This window comes from Blautia sp. XA-2221, from assembly GCF_028767025.1.
Taxonomy (GTDB): Bacteria; Bacillota; Clostridia; order Lachnospirales; family Lachnospiraceae; genus Blautia_A.
The window spans coordinates 33241-55791 of sequence record NZ_JAJQXX010000014.1 but is presented as its reverse complement, the minus strand read 5'-3'; the positions used below and the strand labels follow the sequence as shown (position 1 = coordinate 55791).

The following is a 22551-nucleotide window of genomic DNA, read 5'->3' as shown; positions in this document are numbered from 1 at the left end:
AAGAAGCGTCAAGACAGTAAGTCCTGCGCTTCTTTTTTCTACCCATTTTTATTATTCTAACAGATCGCTTTTAAGATTTCGTATATGCATATAAACGGTATTTTTGGAAATATTCAGGCGGTTGGCAACTTTTATTACACTGTCTTTCAGGTTAAAAATACCTTTTTTGTAAAGGGCAGTAACAATTTCTTTGTTTTTGTTATTGGTGGAGATGGACGTATCATTTAAAATCTGGTCTTTGACATCTGCAAGAGCTGTTTCGATCAGCTCATCTACATTTTCGGTAAAGGTTTCTGTTATGTGCGGATAGCCCTGCAGGGAGTTGGGATCTTCCGGGATAAATTGCTGGATCACAGTGGAAAGAGGCATATTGGTATAAAAATTAATGCAGATCATTCCAATAATACGGTTTCCTTCACCGGGAATGGGGATTGTGGTGGACTTCAGGATCACACCGTCCTGTCTTCGGTTAAAATAGGAGATGGCAGAGTGATCTTTTGAATTTTCGATCCTTGAGAGCATACCAAGGGCAAGATCTGTAATGGGAGCTCCGATTTTTCTGCCGGAATGGTGACCGTTTACGATCTGCATAACAGAGTGTTCCAGAGATTCCAGATTGTGCAGAATGATTTCGTAGCCTTCTCCCAGATATTGTCCAAGTCCCTGGACAACAGGTATGTAGGATTGCAGGATCATTCGTTCGTTTTGAGTTAAAGTAATATATTCTTTTTTCATAGTAGTTCCTTTTATTTTTTTGTTAAATAAGGTGTTTGTGTTTTTATTTGTTATAAATGGGCAAACTCTGAATATTACACAATGGAATGTGCAAGATACAGGTCAAAAAAGTGATACTCGGTCTGTGTATACCACACAGAAACAAAGGCGAGTGGTTTTGGACAACTTTTTAGATTTACTTATAAGTAATTATAATCTTCTTTCGTGCAATATGCAATAAAAACTGAAATAAAATTCAGTAAAAATGACGTATAAAAAGAAACTTGATTTCATTGACTAAAAAATAATTTAGTGATATTATCAATTTAACCAAAAAAATAATCTGGGAGGAAGAGAAAATGTTAAAAGTGGTGAACACATCAAAGGCACCGGCAGCTATTGGACCATATTCACAGGGAATTATACTGAAAAATATTTTATTCAGTTCCGGACAGATTCCTGCAAGCCCTGAGACAGGTGAGATTGTAGGAACGGATATTACCGCTCAGGCAGAGCAGGTAATGGAGAATGTGAAAGCAATTCTGGACGAGGCAGGAACCTGCTTTGAAAACGTGGTAAAAACTACCTGCTTTTTAAGTGATATGGCAGATTTTGCAGAATTTAACAAAGTATACGAAAAATATTTTGTATCCAAACCTGCAAGATCCTGTGTTGCAGTAAAAACTTTGCCGAAAAATGTTCTCTGCGAAGTGGAAGTAATTGCAGAAATCTGATAAATCTGTTTTGCAGATTACAGAATGAGTTTATTTGGAGGAATACTTTATGAGAGGGAAAACAAAAAAAGTAAGAGAGAAAAAAGAAACTACATTGTTTCTGGCAGTAATTCCGATTCTGGCAATGATTTTACTGTTGGGAGTGGGATATGCGGTTATGGGGCTGAGCCCGGAGGTTCTGATGCTGGTATCAGCAGCAATTGCAGGCGTGATCGCAATTTATCTTGGTTATACCTGGGATGATATTATGGACTCTATTGTGTCCAAACTCAGTAAAACAATGCCGGCAATTTTCATTCTGATCATTGTCGGATTTATGATCGGTTCCTGGATGATCGGCGGAACCATTCCGATGATGGTATTTTATGGACTGAAGCTGATCAGCCCGAAATATCTGGTTGTTACTTCATTTCTGGTTACTGCGTTTGTTTCTGTGTGTACAGGAACATCCTGGGGTTCTGCGGGAACCATCGGTGTAGCTCTGATGGGTGTGGCTGCAGGTATGGGCGCTCCTCTGCCGATCGTGGCAGGTGCGATTGTATCCGGCGCATATTTCGGAGATAAAATGTCACCTCTGTCTGATACTACAAACCTTGCGCCTATTGCGGCAGGCGGAAAGCTTTACGATCACATTCAGCATATGTTCTGGACAACAGGCCCCGGATTTATCATATGCTGTATTGTATACACGATCGTAGGATTTACATTTGGCGGAGATCTTGCGGCAGCAGGAACACCGGAAAAAGTTACTATTATTTTTGACACACTTTCACAGATCTTTAAATTTAATCCGTTGATCATTCTTCCGCCGCTTATTGTACTTTATGGATCTGTTGCAAAGAAACCGACCATTCCGATCATGCTGGCGTCCAGTGCGGTTGCCATGTTTAACGCAGTTGTATTTCAGAATTTCAGTCTTCAGGACTGCTTTACAGCTGCTATCAGCGGATTTAATATGGATATGATCCATGTTGCAGGATTTGCTGCAGAGGGAGTGATCGAAGATATTCCGAAGCTGCTTCAGCGAGGTGGTATGGTTTCCATGCTGAATACCGTACTGATCGCATTTTGCGCGTATGGTTTTGCAGGTACACTGGCAGTGACCGGTTCTCTGAATATTGTACTGAATAAACTTATGACTATTGTGAAGTCTACAGGCGGATTGATTGTTTCTACAATTGTTTCCTGCATCACAGCAGTGTTTGTTACTTCCAACGGTCAGCTGTCTATCCTGATCCCGGGTGAGATGTTTAAAGATACTTACCTGAAAAAAGGTCTGGAACCCAGAAACCTTTCCAGAACGCTGGAAGATTCCGCAACTGTTATAGAACCTATTACTCCATGGACAGCAGCCGGAGTTTATATGGCTACAACTCTGGGAGTTTCCACTCTGGAATATCTGCCGTGGGCAATTATCTGTTATACAGGCGTTATCTTTGCCGTAATCTGGGGATTCACCGGAATCGGTATTAAAAAGATCACAAAAGACAGTGAATATTATGATGAATATGTGGCTTTAAATAAAGCTGACGGAATTGATGTAGAATAAAAACGTGTAACACACATGACCGAATAGGAAAAGGGGATGCCGGAGAAAGACGTTTGGACGCATATTCTGTGTGTTTTTTTACAAACAACAGAATAAGCAGATCGGAATGCAGGCGGCATCCCCTGTTTTATAAAAAGAGCCTGATAAAAAGAACATGGGCCCGGAAAGGAAACGAATATGAAAATTAATTTTGATGAATGGAATGAGAGAAGAAATACCAACTGCGGAAAATGGGATACTATGGACAAAAAATATCAGAAAGAAGGAATGCTGCATCTTGGTGTTGCAGATATGGATTTCCAATCTCCCAAACAGATTATCGATGCTTTTCAGAGTATTCTTGACAAAGGTATTTTTGGCTATACAGATTTAAGCGACAGATTCTATGAAAATATCCGGGAGTGGATGAAAAAGAAGCATCAGGCTGAGGTTTCCAGAGAGGAAATTGTATTTTGTCCGCGTATCAATGTTTCTTCCAGCATTTGTGTGGAAACATTTACAGAAGAAACGGACGAAGTGATCATCAATACCCCTGCCTACGGCCCTCTGTATCAGGCTATTATAAAGAATCACCGTAAAGTAGTAGAAAGTCCGCTGATACTGGAAAACGGCAGTTATAAAATCGACTTTGAGCATCTGGAATCTGTTGTGACAGATAAAACAAAAATGTTTATTCTTTGTAGTCCGCACAATCCGGTAGGAAGAGTATGGACCAGAGAAGAACTGGAAAAAGCTGGAGCATTTTGCAAAAAGCATGATCTTCTTTTGTTTGTAGATGAGATTCACGGTGATATTGTCGCAGAAGGAGTGACCTTTACAACCGCTCTTACCTTATCAGAAACAGTGAGAGAGCGGCTGATCGTTGCCACATCCCTTACAAAGACCTTTAATGTTCCGGGAGTGATCGTTTCTTACATGATTGTTCCGAATAAGAAGATCAGAAGCCGCATTGCTCAGACCATTGACCGTATCGGTATGCACAATCCCACTATTTTTGCAGTGGCAGCTGTAGAACACGGATATATGGAATGTGAAGAATGGTACGAACAGATGCTTGCATATGTAAACGAAAATGAAAAATTCACTCGTGAGTTTTTTGCAGAACATTTTCCGGGATTTGAGATTCTTGAAAGACAGGGAACGTATCTTCTCTGGATCAGCTATGAAAAACTGGGAATCACAGAGGAAGAGCTGGAAAAATGGTTTCTGGAAAAAGCCAATGTTTCCGTCTATATGGGAAGTGTTTTTGGAAATGAGGGCAGAGGCTTTATCCGTCTGAATATTGCAAGTCCAAGAGCAATGCTGAAAGAAGCTTACGAGAGAATGTCTGCAGCTTATTCAGAATTAAAGCAAAAGATTTGAAACAGATAAATAAAAGTTTTGCAGATTTGCCGTCTGGTTTCGCAGATTAAACTGTGAACCCGGACGGCTTTTCTGTTTTTTTACATAACCTTATACAAGAACAAATTTGAAAAAGAATATAAATTTTTACGGACTTGTATGTGGAAGGAGGTATGTCCGTCCGGATAATTTTTTGTATTTCTATATTGCAGGTTTACTTGTGTAAAATTCGGGCACAAAAGATGATCAGGCTTTGCATTTGCATGATACAGAGTTATTCAGCGAGAAATTTTGTACATTTTTTATTGCTTATTTATATAAAAAGATATTGACATATGTTCAAAACAGAGGTATTGTTAGGGTGTAAAAACAGTAAAACAATACTGTAAGAGCTGTGAAACTGGCTGGGATGCAGCAACAGTATATGAATGTGCAGGCGCCGGAGAAAGGGGGAAAAATGGCAAGACCGCAAAAGTGCAGATGTATCTGTTCGAAACCAAAGGTTACTGAATTTTCCGCAAAGGGGGCTTCAGAACAGAACTGTGTAAATCTTACGCTGGACGAATATGAAGTTATGAGGCTTCTGGACTTTGTAAACCTGAACCAGGAGCAGTGTGCCGTAAAAATGGATATTTCACGTCCGACAGTAACAAGGATTTATAACAGTGCAAGACAGAAAATCGCAGATGCTCTGGTAAACGGACGAAGTATCACCATCAGTGGAGGGGATGTCACTGTGTGCGAGGCAATGCGTCCGGAGTGTATAAATGAAAAGTATTGCTGCCACAGGCAGTAGGAAGAAGAGGCTGACATAAGAGAAAGAAAGATACAATACACAAACCCATTTTAAAAACAGGAGAGATTAAAATGAAAGTATTAATCGTAGGCGGTGTTGCTGCAGGAACAAAAACAGCAGCAAAATTAAAAAGAGAAGACAGAAATGCGGAAGTTGTTGTAATCACAAAAGATAAAGATATTTCTTATGCAGGATGTGGTCTGCCCTATTATGTGGGAGGGCTGATCGAAAGTCGTGACGAACTGATTGTAAACACTCCTCAGAAATATGCAGGACTGACCGGTGTGGAAGTAAAAACAGGCAAAGAGGCTGTCGGTTTGGATGCAGACAGGAAACAGCTTACCGTACGTGACACAGAGACAGGAACAGAAGAAGTCTGTTCTTATGACAAACTGGTTCTGGCAGTAGGAGCGTCTCCGGCAGTTCTTCCTGTTCCGGGAACAGACAAACAGGGTGTATTCAAAATGCGTACACCGGATGACGCCATTGAGATCCGTTCTTATGCAGAAGAGCATCAGGTAAAAAAAGCAGTGGTGATAGGAGCTGGTTTTATTGGTCTGGAGGCAGCGGAAAATCTAAAAGCAAAGGGAATCCAGGTAACGGTTATTGATTTTGCATCTCAGATCCTTCCTAACATCCTGGATGAGGAAATGGCAGCGTATGCAAAGAAGCATCTGCTGAAAGAGGGAATCCGTGTTATTACCGGAACAAAAGCAGAAGAAATCCTGGGAGACAGCGAAGTGACAGGAGTAAAAACATCCGCAGGGGTTCTGGGATGTGAACTTCTGATCATGGCAGCAGGAATCAGACCGAATACTGATTTTCTGACAGACAGCGGAATAGAAATGTTCAAAGGAACGATTCTGGTGGATCATACCATGAAAACAAGCCTGGAGGATGTTTATGCAGCAGGAGACTGTGTTATGGTTACAAACCGCATCACAGGAAAACCGCAGTGGTCTCCGATGGGATCCTCTGCCAATATGGAAGGCAGAACACTGGCGCAGATTCTTTCCGGAAAAGAAAAAACCTATCCGGGCGTTCTGGGAACCGGAGTGATCAAGCTTCCAGGATTAAATATCGGACGTACCGGACTTACAGAGGAACAGGCAAAAGAAGCAGGCTATGATGTGGTGACAGTGCTTGCGCCAACAGATGACAAGGCTCATTATTATCCGGACTCCAGTTTCTTTATCACAAAAATGATTGCAGATAAAACAACGCATAAGCTTCTTGGAGTTCAGGTGTTTGGTCCGGGAGCAGTTGACAAAATGGTTGACATTGCAGTAATGGGAATTAATATGGGTGCAGTGCTGGAAGACTTTGAGAATGCTGATTTTGCTTATGCGCCGCCATTTTCCACAGCAATCCATCCTTTTGTCCAGGTTGTTTATATTCTGTTAAATAAGATCAACGGTATAATGGAAAGCATGACACCGGCAGAATACGCCGCAGGCAAAGCAAAGGACTATAAGATCATTGATGCAAGTCCGGCGCCGACGATCAGGGGAGCCGTGTATGTGGATCTGGCAAAAGTCAACGGAGAAGTTGAGGGACTGGATAAGGAAGAAAAGCTTCTTCTTGTTTGCGCAAAAGGAAAGAGAGGATATTTCCTCCAGAACCGTCTTCGTCATTATGGATACAAAAATACAAAAGTTCTGGAAGGCTCTCTGTTTTTTAATGACGTGAAGGTGCAGAATATACAGGCAGCGGTAACTCCGGAAGAGGAAACAAGGGTAAAAGCACTTGGATTTTTAAGAGATAAGACAACTGCAGACAAATTCAATGGCCGTGTGATCACAAGAAACGGAAAGATCACTGCAGAAGAAACCAGAACAATTGCAGAAGCGGCAGAGATGTTTGGAAGCGGAGAAGTAACCATGACTTCCAGACTGACTATGGAAATCCAGGGAGTGCCTTTTGATAATATTGAACCGCTTCGTGAATATCTGATGCAGGCAGGACTGGAAACAGGAGGAACCGGCTCAAAAGTACGTCCGGTAGTATCCTGTAAGGGAACAACCTGTCAGTATGGACTGATAGATACCTTTGCTCTGTCAGAGGAGATTCATGAAAGATTTTTCCACGGCTATGCGGACGTTAAGCTTCCTCACAAATTTAAGATCGCAGTGGGCGGATGTCCAAACAACTGTGTAAAGCCAGACCTTAATGATCTTGGTATCATCGGACAGAGAATTCCTCTGGTAGATATGGAAAAATGCCGCGGATGCAAGATCTGCCGTGTAGAAAACAACTGTCCTATCAAGGTGGCGAAGGTAGAAAACGGAAAGATCGTGATCGATGAAAATGCATGTAATCACTGTGGACGTTGCATTGGAAAATGTCCGTTCCATGCCTTTGAGAATTATACCAACGGATTCCGCGTATACATTGGCGGAAGATGGGGTAAACGAGTTGCTCAGGGACGTTATCTGGACAAAGTATTTACAGATAAAGAAGAGGTTCTGTCTATAGTAGAAAAGGCAATTCTTCTGTTCCGTGAACAGGGTATCACAGGAGAACGTTTTGCAGACACAGTAGCAAGACTGGGATTTGAAAATGTACAGGAACAGCTTCTTGCAGACGATCTTCTCAGCAGAAAAGAAGAGAATATCAAAGCTCAGAAACATCTGAAAGGCGGAGCAACCTGCTAAAAGCGGGAAATGTGCAGTACAGAGATGCTTTTTGGGAATCAGAAAATAAAATAAAAAGGGGATTTTCAGCTGGCAGCAGCCGGCTGAAAATACCCTTTTTTTATGTGGATACGGTTGGCGTAGATAAAACAAAATGTTGTTTCAGTGAGGCAGTTACACTTCTTTTTCCATATTTTTTACAGCAGTAGAAAGCATAAGCTTGATACGGTTTAGCTGATTTACCTCACTGGCGCCCGGATCGTAGTCAATAGCAACAATATTTGCTTTTGGATGTCTGCGGCGGATCTCTTTGATAACGCCCTTTCCTACAATATGGTTTGGCAGACAGCCAAAAGGCTGGATACAAACAATATTAGGAACACCGCCGTTGATCAGTTCCAGCATTTCTCCGGTCAGGAACCAGCCCTCCCCGGTCTGATTTCCCGGAGAAACAATAGGAGAAGCCATTTCTGCAAGCTGTCGGATATCCGCAGAAGAGGAAAAATGACGGCTTTGTTCAAGCGCTTCATCTGCGGCTTTGCGGAGCCAGTCAATACCTTTGATTCCCCAGTTGGCAACAGTTGCCTTTGATTTCTTAAATCCAAGATAATCGGATTTGAAATTCTGGTTAAAGAAACAGTAGCTGATAAAGTCGATCAGATCGGGACATACTGCCTCTGCGCCTTCTGCCTCCAAAAGCTCGGCAAGATGGTTGTTTGCAGCGGGCAGGAATTTTACCAGGATTTCCCCTACGATTCCAACCCGAGGCTTGCGCTCTCCGGTAATTGGGATCATATCAAATTCGTAAACCAGTTCACGACACATTTTTTTGAACTGGTTGTGGCTGATGCTTCCTCCCTGAAGGAAAGAAATTACCCGCTGCTCCCATATTTTGTGCTTCCGGTTTACAATGCCCTTTTCCTGTTCATAAGGACGCATTCGGTAAACGCATTTCATAAGAAGATCTCCGAACACGGCTCCGTAGCATATTTTTTTTACCAGAGGAAGAGTCAGCTTAAATCCCGGATTGCTTTCCAGACCGCTCAGATTCAGAGAGATGACAGGAACCTGCTCCATATCGGCTTTTTTCAGCGCACGGCGGATAAATCCGATATAGTTGGAAGCGCGGCAGCCGCCTCCCGTCTGAGTCATAATAACGGCTGTTTTGTCCAGATCATATTTGCCGGATAAAAGAGCATCCATAATCTGTCCTACAACGATTAGGGAAGGATAGCAGGCATCATTGTTTACATATTTCAGTCCAACATCCACAGCGCCTTTGTTATCGTTTGGAAGAACCTCCAGATTGTATCCGCAGGAATTAAAGGCTGCCTGAAGAATACTGAAATGAAATGGCGACATCTGCGGGCAGAGAATAGTATAGTCCTTTTTCATCTCTTTTGTAAAAACAACCTTTTCTATGGCAGAGGACCGGATATCCCGTTTTCTGTTCTGCTTTTCTTTGGCGCGGATGGCTGCCAGAAGAGAACGGATACGGATGCGGGCTGCGCCAAGATTGTTTACCTCGTCAATTTTCAGACAGGTGTAGATCTTGCCGCTTCCGTCCAGGATTTCATATACTTCATCGGTTGTAACAGCATCCAGACCGCAGCCAAAGGAATTCAGCTGGATCAGATCAAGATCCTCCCTTGTTTTTACAAAGCTGGCAGCAGCATAAAGGCGGGAATGATACATCCACTGGTCATTGACTCGGATCGGACGCTCAATGTCTGCCAGATGGGAAATGGAATCCTCTGTAAGAACAGCAAGTCCGTAGCTGTTGATAAGATCCGGGATACCGTGATGGATTTCCGGGTCAATGTGGTAGGGACGGCCTGCCAGGACAATGCCCCTGCGTCCTGTTTTTTTCAGGTATTCCAGAGTTTCTTCACCCTTTTTCTCAATATCTCTGCGGGCGGCTGCCAGTTCTTCCCAGGCAGCATGGGCAGCGTCTTTTACCTCCTGAGCGGGCAACTCTTTAAAAACCTCTACAAGACGGTCAGTAAGCACTGCCTCTGAGGTAAATGCAAGAAAAGGATTACGGAAATCAATTTCCGGATCATGAAGCTCGTCTACATTGTTTTTGATATTTTCCGCATAGGAAGTGACGATTGGGCAGTTGTAATGGTTTACAGCATCCGGGAACTCGTTGCGCTCATAGGGAATACAGGGATAAAAAATAAATTTTATGCCCTTTTTTAAAAGCCAGCTTACGTGCCCGTGAGCCATTTTTGCCGGATAACATTCGGATTCACTGGGAATGGATTCAATTCCAAGCTCATAAATCTTTCTGGTGGAAGTAGGCGAAAGAACTACTTCATAATTCAGTTTTGTAAAGAAAGTAAACCAGAAAGGATAATTCTCAAACATGTTAAGAACACGGGGAATTCCTACTTTGCCCCGGACTGCTTTGTCCGCAGAGAGGGGTTCATAGGAGAAAATTCTCTTATACTTGTACTCGTAAAGGTTTGGAATATGCTCTTTGTTTTTTTCTTTGCCGATTCCGCGTTCGCATCGGTTTCCGCTGACAAACTGACGTCCTCCGCTGAATTTGTTGATGGTAAGACGGCAGTTATTGGTGCAGCCCCGACAGTTTGCCATGGAGGTTGTGTATTTTAGGGAATTGATCTTTTCAATAGGAAGCATGGTTGTTTCTTTGCCTTCCTCATAGCGTTCCCTGGCAATCAGAGCAGCGCCGAAAGCTCCCATGATTCCTGCAATATCAGGACGGATTGCATGGCAGTCGGCAATTTTTTCGAAGCTTCTGAGAACTGCATCGTTATAAAAGGTTCCGCCCTGAACCACAATATGTTTTCCAAGCTCAGAGGCATCGGAAACCTTGATTACTTTATAAAGAGCATTTTTGATAACCGAATAGGCAAGTCCGGCAGAAATATCAGAAACCTCTGCACCTTCCTTCTGGGCCTGCTTTACCTTGGAATTCATAAATACCGTACATCTTGTTCCAAGATCAATCGGATGTTCTGCAAAAAGAGCTGCTTTTGCAAAGTCCTGTACGCTGTAGTTCAGAGATTTTGCAAAAGTTTCAATAAAGGAACCGCACCCGGAAGAGCAGGCTTCATTGAGCTGCACACTGTCCACAGTCTGATTTTTGATCTTGATACACTTCATATCCTGTCCGCCGATATCAAGGATGCAGTCTACCTGGGGGTCAAAAAAAGCGGCAGCATAATAATGGGAAACTGTTTCCACCTCTCCCTCGTCAAGCAGAAGAGCCGCTTTGATCAGAGCTTCTCCGTATCCTGTGGAACAGGCATAGGCGATATGGGCATCCTTTGGCAGCTGTGAGTAGATTTCCTGGATAGAGCGGATGGCAGTATTCAGAGGGCTTCCGTTGTTGCTGCTGTAAAAGGAGTAAAGAAGACTTCCGTCTTCGCCTACAAGAGCAGTTTTTGTGGTGGTGCTGCCGGCGTCAATGCCAAGATAGCAGTTTCCACTGTAAGTGGAAAGATCGCCGGTGGCTACCCGATAAGAGCTCTGTCGCTCTGTAAATTCCTGATAATCCTCTTCTGAAGAAAAAAGAGGTTCCATGCGTTCGACTTCAAAATCAAGCTTAATGGAATGACGGAGCCGGTCTTTCAGGTCTGTGAGAGAAACTTCTATTTCTTTTTTCGCATTGAGGGCAGAGCCAATGGCTGCAAAAAGATGAGAATTTTCCGGAACAATGGTGTGTTCCTCATCCAGCTTCAGAGTTCGGATAAAAGCAGCCTTCAGCTCTGACAAAAAGTGCAGAGGGCCTCCCAGAAATGCAACATGACCTCTGATGGGCTTGCCGCAGGCAAGACCGGAAATAGTCTGGTTGACAACTGCCTGAAAAATAGAAGCAGAAAGATCCTCTTTTGTAGCGCCCTCGTTGATCAGCGGCTGGATATCTGTTTTTGCAAAAACACCGCAGCGGGCTGCAATGGGATAAAGGGCTTTATAATTTTTTGCGAATTCATTCAGACCAGGGGCATCTGTCTGAAGCAGGGATGCCATCTGATCGATAAAGGATCCTGTACCGCCGGCACAGATCCCGTTCATACGCTGTTCGATATTTCCACCTTCAAAGTAAATGATCTTGGCATCCTCACCGCCAAGCTCAATGGCAACGTCTGTCTGTGGAGCCATTGTCTGCAGGGAGGAGGAAACAGCGATCACTTCCTGGACAAACGGGATTTCCAGATGATTGGCAAGAGTCAGACCTCCGGAACCGGTGATCACCGGCTGCAGGGTACATTCGCCAAGCTTATCATATGCTTTCTGGAGAAGATCGGCCAGAGTTTCCTGAATGTTTGCAAAATGTCTTTGATAATCGGCAAACAACAGGGTTTGATTTTCATCAAGAATCGCGATTTTTACGGTGGTAGATCCGATATCAATTCCTAATGTATATGTATTCATAAAATGTGAGTCAGCCTCCTCGTGTCGTATCTGTTGTAGATCTGTCAAATATTCTTTCTTATTATAAGTAAACAATAAGATAAAGATTCCGTAACATTATACGACAAAGTTTTTAAAATGACAATGTATAACTTTCACAATTTGTAAGGGTAAACAGGTGTGGGATTCTGAAAAACAGATAAAAATAATCTGATTTTAATATGTGAAAATATATCAGCTGTTTAGATCATGCAATCTATCACAGTATAAACAGCCGGATTTCCTCTGGCTGCGTACTTTACTTTTTATGCAATACAAGTTATACTGAAAAACAGTAAAAATTTTACCGCAGAAAGAGGAAACAGAAATATGGCAGAATATAAGTTGCTGAAAACAGAGGGGCGTGCAAAAAGGGCAGAGTTTCATACGGTCCACGGCACAATACAGACCCCTGTATTTATGAATGTAGGAACCATCGGTGCCATTAAAGGCGCAGTGTCCACAATGGATCTTCATGAGATTGGAACTCAGGTAGAGCTTTCCAATACCTATCATCTTCATGTGCGCCCTGGTGATAAGGTGGTAAAACAGCTTGGCGGACTTCACAAGTTCATGGTATGGGACAAACCGATCCTGACCGATTCCGGCGGATTCCAGGTATTTTCACTTTCCAAGCTCCGTAAGATCAAGGAGGAAGGTGTTCATTTTCAGTCTCATATTGACGGACACAAAATCTTTATGGGACCGGAGGAAAGTATGCAGATCCAGTCCAATCTTGCCTCCACCATTGCCATGGCCTTTGATGAATGTCCAAGCAGTGTTGCAGACAGAGATTATGTGCAGAAATCAGTAGAGAGAACTACTAGATGGCTTGCCAGATGTAAAACAGAAATGGCAAGGCTGAACAGCCTTCCGGATACTATCAATAAAGATCAGCTTCTTTTTGGTATCAATCAGGGCGCGATTTATGAAGATATCCGTATCGAGCATGCAAAAGAAATTGCAAAAATGGATTTGGACGGCTATGCGGTAGGCGGACTTGCAGTAGGAGAAACCCACGAAGAAATGTATCGGATCCTGGATGCGGTAGTTCCGTATCTGCCTCAGGATAAACCTACTTATCTGATGGGAGTGGGAACGCCTGCCAATATTCTTGAAGGTGTGGACAGAGGTGTGGATTTCTTTGACTGCGTATATCCAAGCAGAAACGGACGTCATGGCCATGTGTACACCAATCATGGAAAAATGAATATGTTCAATGCAAAATATGAACTGGATACAAGACCTATAGAAGAGGGATGCCAGTGTCCTGCCTGCCGTCATTACAGCAGAGCCTATATCCGTCATCTTCTGAAAGCAAAGGAAATGCTGGGAATGCGTCTTTGTGTTCTTCATAATCTGTATTTCTATAATCACATGATGGAGGAGATCAGAGAAGCCCTTGATGAGGGCAGATTTGCAGAATATAAGAAAATGCGTCTGGAGGGCTTCCTCAGGGGAGAATAAAACTGTATAAATAAAATGTAGAAATAGAAAAAAACAACAAAAACACTTGAAGAAATTTTTATTTTTGTGTATGATATGTTATAATGTTTCCGGACAGGGAAGCAGGTAAGACAGTCAGAAAACAGGAGGAAACAAAATGGAAGCAAGCGGAGCTGCAAGTATGGGTATGATGCTCATATGGATGGTGATCATTTTTGGAATCATGTATTTCCTGATGATCCGCCCTCAGAAAAAAGAGCAGAAAAGACTTCAGGCTATGCTGAACAGTATGGAAGTAGGCGACAGCGTTGTAACAACAAGCGGTTTCTACGGTGTTGTTATTGACATGACAGAAGAAGACGTTATTGTAGAGTTTGGAAACAACAAAAACTGCCGTATTCCTATGAGAAAACAGGCAATTGCAGAAGTAGAAAAAGCAGAGCAGGCAACTGCATAATGAAAAAATAAGCACCGGGTGACCGGTGCTTATTTTTTGCTGGAAATTGCTCTAAAATAAAGCGTTTTAGCAGATATAGTCTGAATGACACAAACTAAGACAGTATTTATATATAACTTTTTCGCTTTAACAGGTTGAATTCTTCTGCAAAGTGCGTTATTATAGTAACAATCCAAAAAGGAAAGGGGTCTGCAGGGTAGTTTTCTGCGGAAAAAGAAAATAAGGAAATGGAATACAGGATTGCATTGATCCCCGGAGATGGGATTGGACCGGAAATTGTAAGAGAGGCCAGGAAAGTTCTGGATGCTGTCTGCAGCAGATACGGTCATAAATTTATATACTCAGAGGTTTTGTTAGGTGGCGCATCCATTGATGCACATGGAGTTCCGCTGACAGAGGAAGCAGTAGAAACTGCAAAGGCTTCAGATGCGGTTCTGATGGGCTCTATTGGAGGAGATGCAAAGACTTCTCCCTGGTACAGACTGGAGCCGTCCAGACGCCCGGAGGCAGGACTGCTGGCAATCCGCAAGGAGCTGAATCTTTTTGCAAATCTTCGTCCTGCATACCTGTATCAGGAACTGAAGGCAGCCTGCCCACTGAAAGAAGAGGTTATAGGAGAAGGATTTGACATGATCATTGTCAGAGAGCTTACCGGAGGCCTTTATTTCGGGGAAAGAAAAACGGTTGAGGAAAATGGAATAGAAACAGCCATTGATACACTTTCCTATAACGAAAATGAAATCCGCCGTATTGCAGTAAAAGCTTTTGATATTGCAATGAAGAGAAGGAAAAAGGTGACAAGTGTAGATAAGGCAAATGTACTGGATTCTTCCCGACTTTGGAGAAAAGTTGTGGAAGAGGTGGCAAAGGATTATCCGGAGGTTACTCTGGAGCATATGCTGGTAGACAACTGCGCTATGCAGCTTGTCCATAATCCGGGACAGTTTGATGTGATCCTTACAGAGAATATGTTTGGAGATATTCTTTCTGATGAGGCGAGCATGGTAACCGGTTCTATCGGAATGCTTTCTTCAGCAAGTCTGAATGATACAAAATTCGGGCTTTATGAGCCCAGCCACGGTTCTGCGCCGGATATTGCCGGACAGAATAAGGCAAATCCTGTTGCGACTATTCTTTCCGCAGCCATGATGCTCCGATATTCTCTTGATTTGGATAAGGAAGCAGACGCAGTGGAAATGGCAGTACAGAAGGTTCTTGCAGACGGATACCGGACATGCGATATTATGTCAGAAGGATGTATGCCGGTAGGAACCGAAGAAATGGGAGATTTGATCGCGGCAGCAGTGTGACAGAATAAAACCGGAATTATCTACCGGACACTGCTTTGCAGAAAAGATCAGTTGTGATTGATTGGTTTTTGAATTTACAGTAAACATCAGGCAGAATAATCTGTCTTGTCATACAGAAGGGAGAGACATACACATGAGAAGTGATGCAGTAAAAAAAGGTTCACAGCAGGCTCCGCACAGGTCCCTGTTTAATGCTCTTGGATTTACAAAGGAAGAAATGGAACGTCCCATGGTGGGAATCGTAAGTTCTTATAATGAAATTGTTCCCGGACATATGAATCTTGATAAAATAGTGGACGCGGTAAAACAGGGAGTTGCCATGGCAGGCGGAACGCCTGTGGTATTCCCGGCTATTGCTGTCTGCGACGGTATTGCCATGGGACATACAGGAATGAAATATTCTCTGGTAACAAGAGATCTGATCGCGGATTCCACAGAGGCAATGGCAATGGCCCATCAGTTTGACGCCCTGGTAATGGTGCCAAACTGCGACAAAAATGTTCCCGGGCTTCTGATGGCAGCAGCCAGGATCAATGTACCTACTGTATTTGTCAGCGGAGGTCCCATGCTTGCAGGCCGTATCCACGGACACAAAACCAGTCTTTCCAGTATGTTTGAAGCAGTGGGCGCTTATGCGGCAGGAAATATTTCTGAGGATGAGCTGACAGAATATGAAAACAAAACCTGTCCTACCTGCGGATCCTGTTCCGGTATGTATACTGCAAACTCCATGAACTGCCTCACAGAGGTTCTGGGCATGGGACTTGGCGGAAACGGAACAATCCCCGCAGTTTATTCTGAGAGGATCCGTCTTGCCAAACGTGCAGGAATGCAGGTTATGGAAATGTACAGAAGAAATATCCGTCCGAGAGATATTATGACTGAGGAAGCCATTCTCAATGCTCTGACTGTGGATATGGCTCTCGGCTGCTCCACAAACAGTATGCTTCATCTTCCGGCTATCGCTCATGAGATCGGCATGGATTTTGATATCAGCTTTGCAAACAGCATCAGTGAAAAAACGCCGAACCTCTGTCACCTTGCTCCGGCAGGACCTACTTATATGGAAGATTTAAACGCAGCCGGCGGTGTTTATGCAGTTATGAATGAGCTGGACAAAAAAGGTCTGCTTCATACAGAGTGCATGACTGTCACAGGAAAGACAGTAGGAGAAAACATTAAAAACTGTGTGAATCTGGATCCGGAGGTAATACGTCCCATTGACAATCCATACAGTCAGACCGGAGGACTTGCGGTGCTGAAAGGCAACCTTGCTCCTGACGGCGGCGTGGTCAAACGTTCGGCGGTTGTGCAGGAAATGATGGTTCATGAGGGCCCTGCCAGAGTGTTTGACTGTGAAGAGGACGCTATCGACGCCATCAAGGGCGGAAAAATTGTACCGGGAGATGTAGTTGTGATCCGCTACGAAGGACCGAAAGGCGGACCGGGAATGAGAGAGATGCTGAATCCTACTTCTGCAATTGCAGGCATGGGTCTTGGTTCTTCTGTGGCGCTGATCACAGACGGAAGATTCAGCGGTGCATCCCGAGGAGCCTCTATCGGACATGTTTCTCCGGAGGCGGCTGTAGGAGGTCCTATTGCGCTGATCGAAGAAGGGGACATCATCAGTATTGATATTCCGGGACTGAAACTGGAAGTAAAAGTTTCCAATGAGGAAATGAAAGCAAGAAGAGAGAAATGGCAGCCCAGAGAACCAAAAGTAACAACAGGATATCTGGCAAGATATGCGTCTATGGTAACCTCCGGAAACCGCGGAGCGATCCTTGAGGTACCGAAGACTCAGAAATAATAAGCTTATTCGTCGTACAAAACAGTCCGGAGAGGACTTCACAGGCATTACGAAACAGTGACAATTTTACAGCGGATCGAAGAGATACATCATAAAATACAGAGGGAATAAGGAGGAAACATATGCAGCTGACAGGTGCGGAAATCATTATAGAATGTCTGAAGGAACAGGGCGTGGATACCGTTTTCGGATATCCGGGCGGAGCAATTCTGAACGTCTATGATGCACTTTATAAATACAGAGATGAAATTCATCATGTTCTGACCTCCCATGAGCAGGGAGCAGCTCATGCGGCAGACGGCTATGCCCGTGCAACCGGAAAAGTGGGAGTGTGTATGGCAACTTCAGGACCGGGAGCCACAAACCTGGTAACCGGGATCGCCACTGCATATATGGATTCTGTTCCGGTAGTGGCTATTACTGCAAACGTAGGGAAACCTCTTCTGGGAAAGGACTCCTTCCAGGAAGTGGACATTGCAGGAATTGTTATGCCAATCACCAAGCACAGTTACATTGTAAAGGATATCACCAAGCTTGCGGATACTATGAGAAAGGCTTTTTATATTGCAAAGAGCGGACGTCCGGGACCGGTTCTGGTGGATGTGACAAAGGATGTAACAGGAGCGTTTTATGATTATTCTCCCCGTCGCCCGGCAACTGTGAACCGTGAGACAAGCGAAATCCACAGGGAGGATGTGGAGACGGCAGTAGAAATGATCTGTGAGGCGAAGAAACCGTTTATTTTTGTTGGCGGCGGTTCCGTGATCTCCGGCGCATCAACAGAGATTGCAGAGCTTTCTCACAGGATCCAGGCTCCGGTATGTGACAGCCTTATGGGAAAGGGCGGTTTTTCAGGGGAAGATCCCTACTATACAGGAATGCTGGGAATGCATGGAACAAAAACCTCCAATCTGGGTGTCAGTCAGTGTGACCTTCTGATCGTTCTGGGAGCCCGGTTCAGTGACCGTGTAACCGGAAATGCAAAAACCTTTGCCAATAAAGCAAAGATTCTTCAGATCGACATTGATGCTGCGGAAATAAATAAAAATGTTCTGGTAGATGCTTACATAGAGGGAGATATCAGGGAAGTTTTAAGAAGACTTCTGGAGGAGGTCCCGGAGAAAAAACATCCTCAGTGGATGGAGCATATTCAGGAGATGAAAGCGAAATATCCTCTGAATTATGACCATACTCAGCTTACAGGTCCGTATATTATAGAGAAGCTTTATGAGCTGACAGATGGTGATGCGATCATCACCACAGATGTGGGACAGCATCAGATGTGGACTGCTCAGTATTATAAATACAAAGAACCGAGAACCTTTTTAAGCTCCGGCGGTCTGGGAACCATGGGCTTTGGTCTGGGAGCAGCTATCGGAGCCAAAATGGGAAGACCGGAAAAGACTGTGGTAAATATTGCAGGTGACGGCTGCTTCCGAATGAACATGAATGAGATTGCAACAGCAGTGCGCTGTGGAAAACCACTTGTGCAGATTGTACTGAACAACCATGTTCTGGGAATGGTGCGTCAGTGGCAGACTTTATTCTACGATCACAGATATTCGCATACTGTATTAAATGATGCAGTGGATTTTGTGAAGATCGCTGAGGGCATGGGAGCAAAGGCTGTCCGGGTCACAAAAATGGAGGAAGTGGAACCTGCGCTTAGAGAGGCTCTGTCTTATAACGGACCGATCGTTCTTGACTGTTGGATCGACCAGGATCTCAGCGTGTTTCCTATGGTGCCTGCCGGGGCAAACATTGATGATGTTTTTGACGAGGAGGATATGAAAAATGAGCAGAGTGTATAACTTTTCCGCCGGACCGGCCGTATTGCCGGAACAGGTATTGAAAGAGCTGGCTGAAGAAATGATGGATTACCGGGGCTGCGGTATGTCTGTAATGGAAATGAGTCACAGAAGTCCTGAATTTCAGCAGATCATTGATGAAGCAGAGCAGGATCTGAGAGATCTGATGAATATTCCGGACAACTATAAGGTCCTTTTTCTGCAGGGAGGGGCATCTCAGCAGTTTGCCATGATTCCCATGAATCTGATGAAAAATGGAGTGGCAGATTATATTGTCACCGGACAGTGGGCAAAAAAAGCTTATCAGGAAGCACAGAAGTATGGAAAAGTTAATAAAATCGCATCTTCTGAGGATAAGACCTTTTCCTATATTCCGGACTGCAGCAATCTGGATATCAGTCCTGATGCGGATTATGTGTATATCTGCGAAAACAATACGATCTATGGAACAAAATTTAAAACTCTTCCAAATACAAAAGGCAAGACTCTGGTGGCAGACGTTTCCTCCTGCTTCCTTTCAGAGCCTGTTGATGTAAGTAAATACGGAATTATTTACGGCGGAGTTCAGAAAAATATCGGGCCTGCGGGAATGGTGATCGTGATCATCCGTGAAGATCTGATCACCGGGGACGTTCTTCCCGGAACACCTACTATGCTTACCTACAAAACCCACGCAGATGCAGGCTCCCTTTACAATACTCCCAATGCTTATTGCATTTATGTGTGCGGAAAGGTATTCAAGTGGCTAAAATCCATGGGCGGACTGGAAGAGATGAAGCGGAGAAATGAGGAAAAGGCAAAAATCCTCTATGATTTCCTGGACGAAAGTAAACTCTTTAAAGGAACCGTGGAGCCGGAGTCCCGCTCTTTGATGAATGTGCCTTTTGTGACAGGAGATAAAGACCTGGATGCGAAATTTGTAACAGAAGCAAAAGCAGCAGGATTTGTAAATCTGAAAGGTCACAGAACTGTAGGCGGTATGCGGGCCAGCATTTACAATGCAATGCCGAAAGAGGGAGTGGAAGCCCTTGTTGCTTTTATGAAAAAATTTGAGGAGGAGAATGCGTAATGTTCCAGTACCATTGCCTGAATCCTGTTGCTGAGCGTGGTCTGAAGCTGTTCAGCGAGGATTACAGAAAAACAGAAAATATCAATGAAGCAGACGCTGTTCTTGTGAGAAGCGCCAGGATGCATGATATGGAGCTTGGTGATTCTGTAAAGGCCATTGCCCGTGCCGGCGCCGGTGTAAACAATATTCCTGTTGATGCCTGTGCGGAAAAAGGAATCGTTGTTTTTAACACTCCGGGAGCGAATGCCAACGGCGTAAAGGAGCTGGTCATTGCCGGAATGCTTCTCGCTTCCCGTGACATTGTGGGCGGTATCGAGTGGGTAGCCGGTCAGAAGGACAAAGAAAATATCGACAAGCTTGCAGAAAAACAGAAAAAACAGTTTGCAGGCTGTGAGATCAGTGGCAAAAAGCTTGGTATCATCGGTCTTGGAGCCATTGGAGCTATGGTTGCCAATTCTGCCACTCATCTGGGAATGGAGGTTTACGGTTATGATCCGTATATTTCCATTGATGCTGCATGGAATCTTTCCAGAACCATCAAGCACAGCAAATCTCTTGATGAGATCTACAGTCAGTGCGATTACATTACCATTCATGTGCCTCTTTTTGATAGCACACGCAAAATGATCAACAAAGAAGCTTTTGATAAAATGAAAGACGGAGTGGTTCTTTTAAACTTTGCCAGAGATCTTCTTGTTGATGAAGAAGCGCTGATCAACGCTCTGGAAAGCGGGAAAGTGAAAAAATACGTGACAGATTTTGCCAATCCTCTTGTGGCAGGCCGGGAAGGAATCCTGGTAACTCCTCATCTGGGAGCTTCTACAGAGGAATCAGAAGAAAACTGTGCGGAAATGGCAGTAAAAGAATTGAGGAATTTCCTTGAAAACGGAAATATAAAAAACTCAGTGAATTTCCCGAACTGTGATATGGGAACCTGCGTATCTGTGGGACGTATAGCCATCTGCCACAGAAATATCCCCAACATGATCAGTCAGGTTACGAAAATCCTTGGCGCAGAGGGACTGAATATTGCAGATATGACAAATAAGAGTAAAGGTGAATACGCGTATACTCTGATCGATCTGGAAAGCGCAGCCTCCCAGGAGGCCCTTGAAGAGCTTCGTGCTGTAGAGGGCGTATCCAAGGTGCGGGTGATCAAATAAAAGCTAATAAAAAGTTTTTCTGGCATAAATAAAAGGCCTCTCCTGTCTGTGTGCAGGAGAGGCTGTATCCGTAAGGGCAAATATATATTTTTTCTGAGGCATTCACTTTGGAGTGAGTGCCTTCTTTATTTGGAACCAAAACGGCAAAGCCGGTTCTCTCTCTATAGCCTGAACAGAAAAAAGAAACATTACTGTCTGGAAGCAATAAATTCCAGAACTTCTTCTTTGGATGGCATAACCCGAAGCGCGCCTTTTCTGGTGGTAATAAGAGAAGCTGCTGCGTTGGCAAAGGTCAGAAGTTCTTTTAAGTTTTCAGCAGTAAGATCTTCCAGACCATGATCCAGAACATAGTTGAGAGCGCTTGCACAGAACGTGTCTCCGGCTCCAGTAGTTTCAATGGTATTTTCCTGAAGGAAAGGAGCAACTTCTACTTTGAGATTCTTATAATAAGCGCGGCTTCCATCTTTTCCCATGGTGATCAGTACAAGAGGAATATTGTATTTTTCTCGGATCAGGGCAGCTCCCTTGTCGTAATCAGTGGTTCCGAAAAGAAATTCGACTTCATTGTCAGAAATTTTCAGTACATCGCATTTTCCCATTCCATATTCAATCTCTCTTCGGGCATTTTCAAGAGAATTCCACAGAGGAGGGCGGAGATTCGGGTCAAAAGTAATAATACAGCCAGCCTCTTTTGCCAGCTGGATGGCATGACGGGTTGCTTCTCTGACGCCTTCGTGAGTGGAAGAAAGGGTACCGAAATGGAAAATGCGGGAATCTTCAATCAGTTCTTTCTGAACCTCGTCTTTTGTGAGCATCATATCTGCTCCGGGATCACGGTAAAAAGAAAAATCGCGGTCTCCGTCAGGATAGGTGTGGACAAAAGCAAGGGTAGTATGGTGCTTTTTGTCCAGAATCAGGTTACGGGTATCGATTCCTACTTCTTCTACAGCCTTTTTTAACTGGTTTCCGAACATATCACTTCCTACTTTGCCGATAAAGGCTGTTTTTTTGCCAAGCTTCTGAAGCATGGCAAGCACATTGCAGGGAGCGCCGCCCGGATTTGCTTCCATCAGAGGATTTCCCTGAGCGCTGTCACCGTTTTCGGTAAAATCAATCAGCAGTTCGCCAAGTGCAGTTACATCGTATTTTCTGGTTTCCATAATAAACCTCCCATATTAATTTTTTCTTGTCAATCTGCTTTTTCTCACGTATTCCTTTTTAGACTGGCTTTCTAAGTCGCCTGAATATTCTGTGAGAAATACAATCTCCGTATCTTAAAAAAACAGACAGGAAAATTTC

The 22551-nt window shown here is 43.9% G+C and carries 15 protein-coding genes; 12 read left to right on the top strand and 3 right to left on the bottom strand.

The genetic code is table 11. The features are described from left to right. Window positions 1–51: 51 nt before the first annotated feature. Entirely contained in the window at window positions 52–735 is a 684-nt protein-coding gene (locus tag LU279_RS11430; RefSeq protein ID WP_274422633.1) for a helix-turn-helix transcriptional regulator, read from the bottom strand. A gap of 338 nt (window positions 736–1073) precedes the next feature. Here LU279_RS11430 and LU279_RS11425 point away from each other — a divergent pair, with 338 nt between their 5' ends. The 5 genes from LU279_RS11425 to LU279_RS11405 all read left to right on the top strand — a co-directional run bounded on the left by LU279_RS11425 (window position 1074) and on the right by LU279_RS11405 (window position 7788). Then, complete coding sequence (locus LU279_RS11425; protein WP_274422632.1) at window positions 1074–1448, top strand: RidA family protein; 375 nt, start codon at window positions 1074–1076, stop codon at window positions 1446–1448. A 49-nt stretch (window positions 1449–1497) separates the two neighbouring features. Then, window positions 1498–2997 carry a Na+/H+ antiporter NhaC gene (gene nhaC, locus LU279_RS11420; RefSeq protein WP_274422631.1) on the top strand — a complete coding sequence of 500 codons (1500 nt, stop codon included), beginning with the start codon at window positions 1498–1500 and terminating at the stop codon, window positions 2995–2997. Window positions 2998–3174: 177 nt separating this feature from the next. Beyond that, entirely contained in the window at window positions 3175–4359 is a 1185-nt protein-coding gene (locus LU279_RS11415; protein WP_274422630.1) for a MalY/PatB family protein, read from the top strand. A 436-nt stretch (window positions 4360–4795) separates the two neighbouring features. Next, a complete protein-coding gene (locus LU279_RS11410; protein ID WP_274422629.1) occupies window positions 4796–5134 on the top strand; it encodes a DUF134 domain-containing protein in 339 nt (112 codons plus the stop codon). Between the two features lie 71 nt (window positions 5135–5205). Then, a complete protein-coding gene (locus LU279_RS11405; RefSeq protein ID WP_274422628.1) occupies window positions 5206–7788 on the top strand; it encodes an FAD-dependent oxidoreductase in 2583 nt (860 codons plus the stop codon). A gap of 153 nt (window positions 7789–7941) precedes the next feature. On the opposite strand, the gene LU279_RS11400 is transcribed toward LU279_RS11405, so the two are convergent. Continuing rightward, window positions 7942–12171 carry a 2-hydroxyacyl-CoA dehydratase gene (locus LU279_RS11400; protein WP_274422627.1) on the bottom strand — a complete coding sequence of 1410 codons (4230 nt, stop codon included), beginning with the start codon at window positions 12169–12171 and terminating at the stop codon, window positions 7942–7944. A 348-nt stretch (window positions 12172–12519) separates the two neighbouring features. On the opposite strand from LU279_RS11400, the gene tgt reads away from it, so the two are divergent. The 7 genes from tgt to LU279_RS11365 all read left to right on the top strand — a co-directional run bounded on the left by tgt (window position 12520) and on the right by LU279_RS11365 (window position 21252). Beyond that, window positions 12520–13656, top strand: a complete 1137-nt coding sequence (gene tgt, locus LU279_RS11395) for a tRNA guanosine(34) transglycosylase Tgt (protein WP_274422626.1) — start codon at window positions 12520–12522, stop codon at window positions 13654–13656. Between the two features lie 136 nt (window positions 13657–13792). Continuing rightward, window positions 13793–14092 (top strand): preprotein translocase subunit YajC, encoded by a 300-nt coding sequence (gene yajC / locus LU279_RS11390; protein WP_274422625.1) that lies wholly within the window; start codon window positions 13793–13795, stop codon window positions 14090–14092. A gap of 227 nt (window positions 14093–14319) precedes the next feature. Further along, complete coding sequence (gene leuB, locus LU279_RS11385) at window positions 14320–15402, top strand: 3-isopropylmalate dehydrogenase (RefSeq protein WP_274422623.1); 1083 nt, start codon at window positions 14320–14322, stop codon at window positions 15400–15402. Between the two features lie 133 nt (window positions 15403–15535). Then, window positions 15536–17212, top strand: coding sequence for a dihydroxy-acid dehydratase (gene ilvD / locus LU279_RS11380; RefSeq protein WP_274422622.1), 1677 nt, complete (start codon window positions 15536–15538; stop codon window positions 17210–17212). 122 nt (window positions 17213–17334) lie between these two features. Next, entirely contained in the window at window positions 17335–19023 is a 1689-nt protein-coding gene (gene ilvB, locus LU279_RS11375; protein WP_274422621.1) for a biosynthetic-type acetolactate synthase large subunit, read from the top strand. Further along, window positions 19007–20089 carry a 3-phosphoserine/phosphohydroxythreonine transaminase gene (serC, locus tag LU279_RS11370; protein ID WP_274422620.1) on the top strand — a complete coding sequence of 361 codons (1083 nt, stop codon included), beginning with the start codon at window positions 19007–19009 and terminating at the stop codon, window positions 20087–20089. The genes ilvB and serC overlap by 17 nt, the downstream gene beginning before the upstream one ends. Further along, window positions 20089–21252, top strand: a complete 1164-nt coding sequence (locus LU279_RS11365) for a phosphoglycerate dehydrogenase (protein WP_274422619.1) — start codon at window positions 20089–20091, stop codon at window positions 21250–21252. Before serC ends, LU279_RS11365 begins: the two co-directional genes overlap by 1 nt. 188 nt (window positions 21253–21440) lie before the next feature. Here the strand turns inward: LU279_RS11365 and LU279_RS11360 are convergent, their stop codons facing one another. Next, the gene (locus LU279_RS11360) at window positions 21441–22412 is read right to left on the bottom strand and encodes a carbohydrate kinase family protein (RefSeq protein ID WP_274422618.1); all 972 of its coding nucleotides are present in this window, start codon (window positions 22410–22412) and stop codon (window positions 21441–21443) included. Window positions 22413–22551 lie beyond the last annotated feature (139 nt).

Coding starts and splice junctions, on each gene's coding strand:
- leuB (WP_274422623.1), top strand. CDS start 14,320: ATGGAATACAGGATTGCATTGATCCCCGGAGATGGGATTGGACCGGAA.
- yajC (WP_274422625.1), top strand. CDS start 13,793: ATGGAAGCAAGCGGAGCTGCAAGTATGGGTATGATGCTCATATGGATG.
- ilvB (WP_274422621.1), top strand. CDS start 17,335: ATGCAGCTGACAGGTGCGGAAATCATTATAGAATGTCTGAAGGAACAG.
- LU279_RS11430 (WP_274422633.1), bottom strand. CDS start 735: ATGAAAAAAGAATATATTACTTTAACTCAAAACGAACGAATGATCCTG.
- LU279_RS11415 (WP_274422630.1), top strand. CDS start 3,175: ATGAAAATTAATTTTGATGAATGGAATGAGAGAAGAAATACCAACTGC.
- serC (WP_274422620.1), top strand. CDS start 19,007: ATGAGCAGAGTGTATAACTTTTCCGCCGGACCGGCCGTATTGCCGGAA.
- LU279_RS11405 (WP_274422628.1), top strand. CDS start 5,206: ATGAAAGTATTAATCGTAGGCGGTGTTGCTGCAGGAACAAAAACAGCA.
- tgt (WP_274422626.1), top strand. CDS start 12,520: ATGGCAGAATATAAGTTGCTGAAAACAGAGGGGCGTGCAAAAAGGGCA.
- LU279_RS11410 (WP_274422629.1), top strand. CDS start 4,796: ATGGCAAGACCGCAAAAGTGCAGATGTATCTGTTCGAAACCAAAGGTT.
- nhaC (WP_274422631.1), top strand. CDS start 1,498: ATGAGAGGGAAAACAAAAAAAGTAAGAGAGAAAAAAGAAACTACATTG.
- ilvD (WP_274422622.1), top strand. CDS start 15,536: ATGAGAAGTGATGCAGTAAAAAAAGGTTCACAGCAGGCTCCGCACAGG.
- LU279_RS11365 (WP_274422619.1), top strand. CDS start 20,089: ATGTTCCAGTACCATTGCCTGAATCCTGTTGCTGAGCGTGGTCTGAAG.
- LU279_RS11360 (WP_274422618.1), bottom strand. CDS start 22,412: ATGGAAACCAGAAAATACGATGTAACTGCACTTGGCGAACTGCTGATT.
- LU279_RS11425 (WP_274422632.1), top strand. CDS start 1,074: ATGTTAAAAGTGGTGAACACATCAAAGGCACCGGCAGCTATTGGACCA.
- LU279_RS11400 (WP_274422627.1), bottom strand. CDS start 12,171: ATGAATACATATACATTAGGAATTGATATCGGATCTACCACCGTAAAA.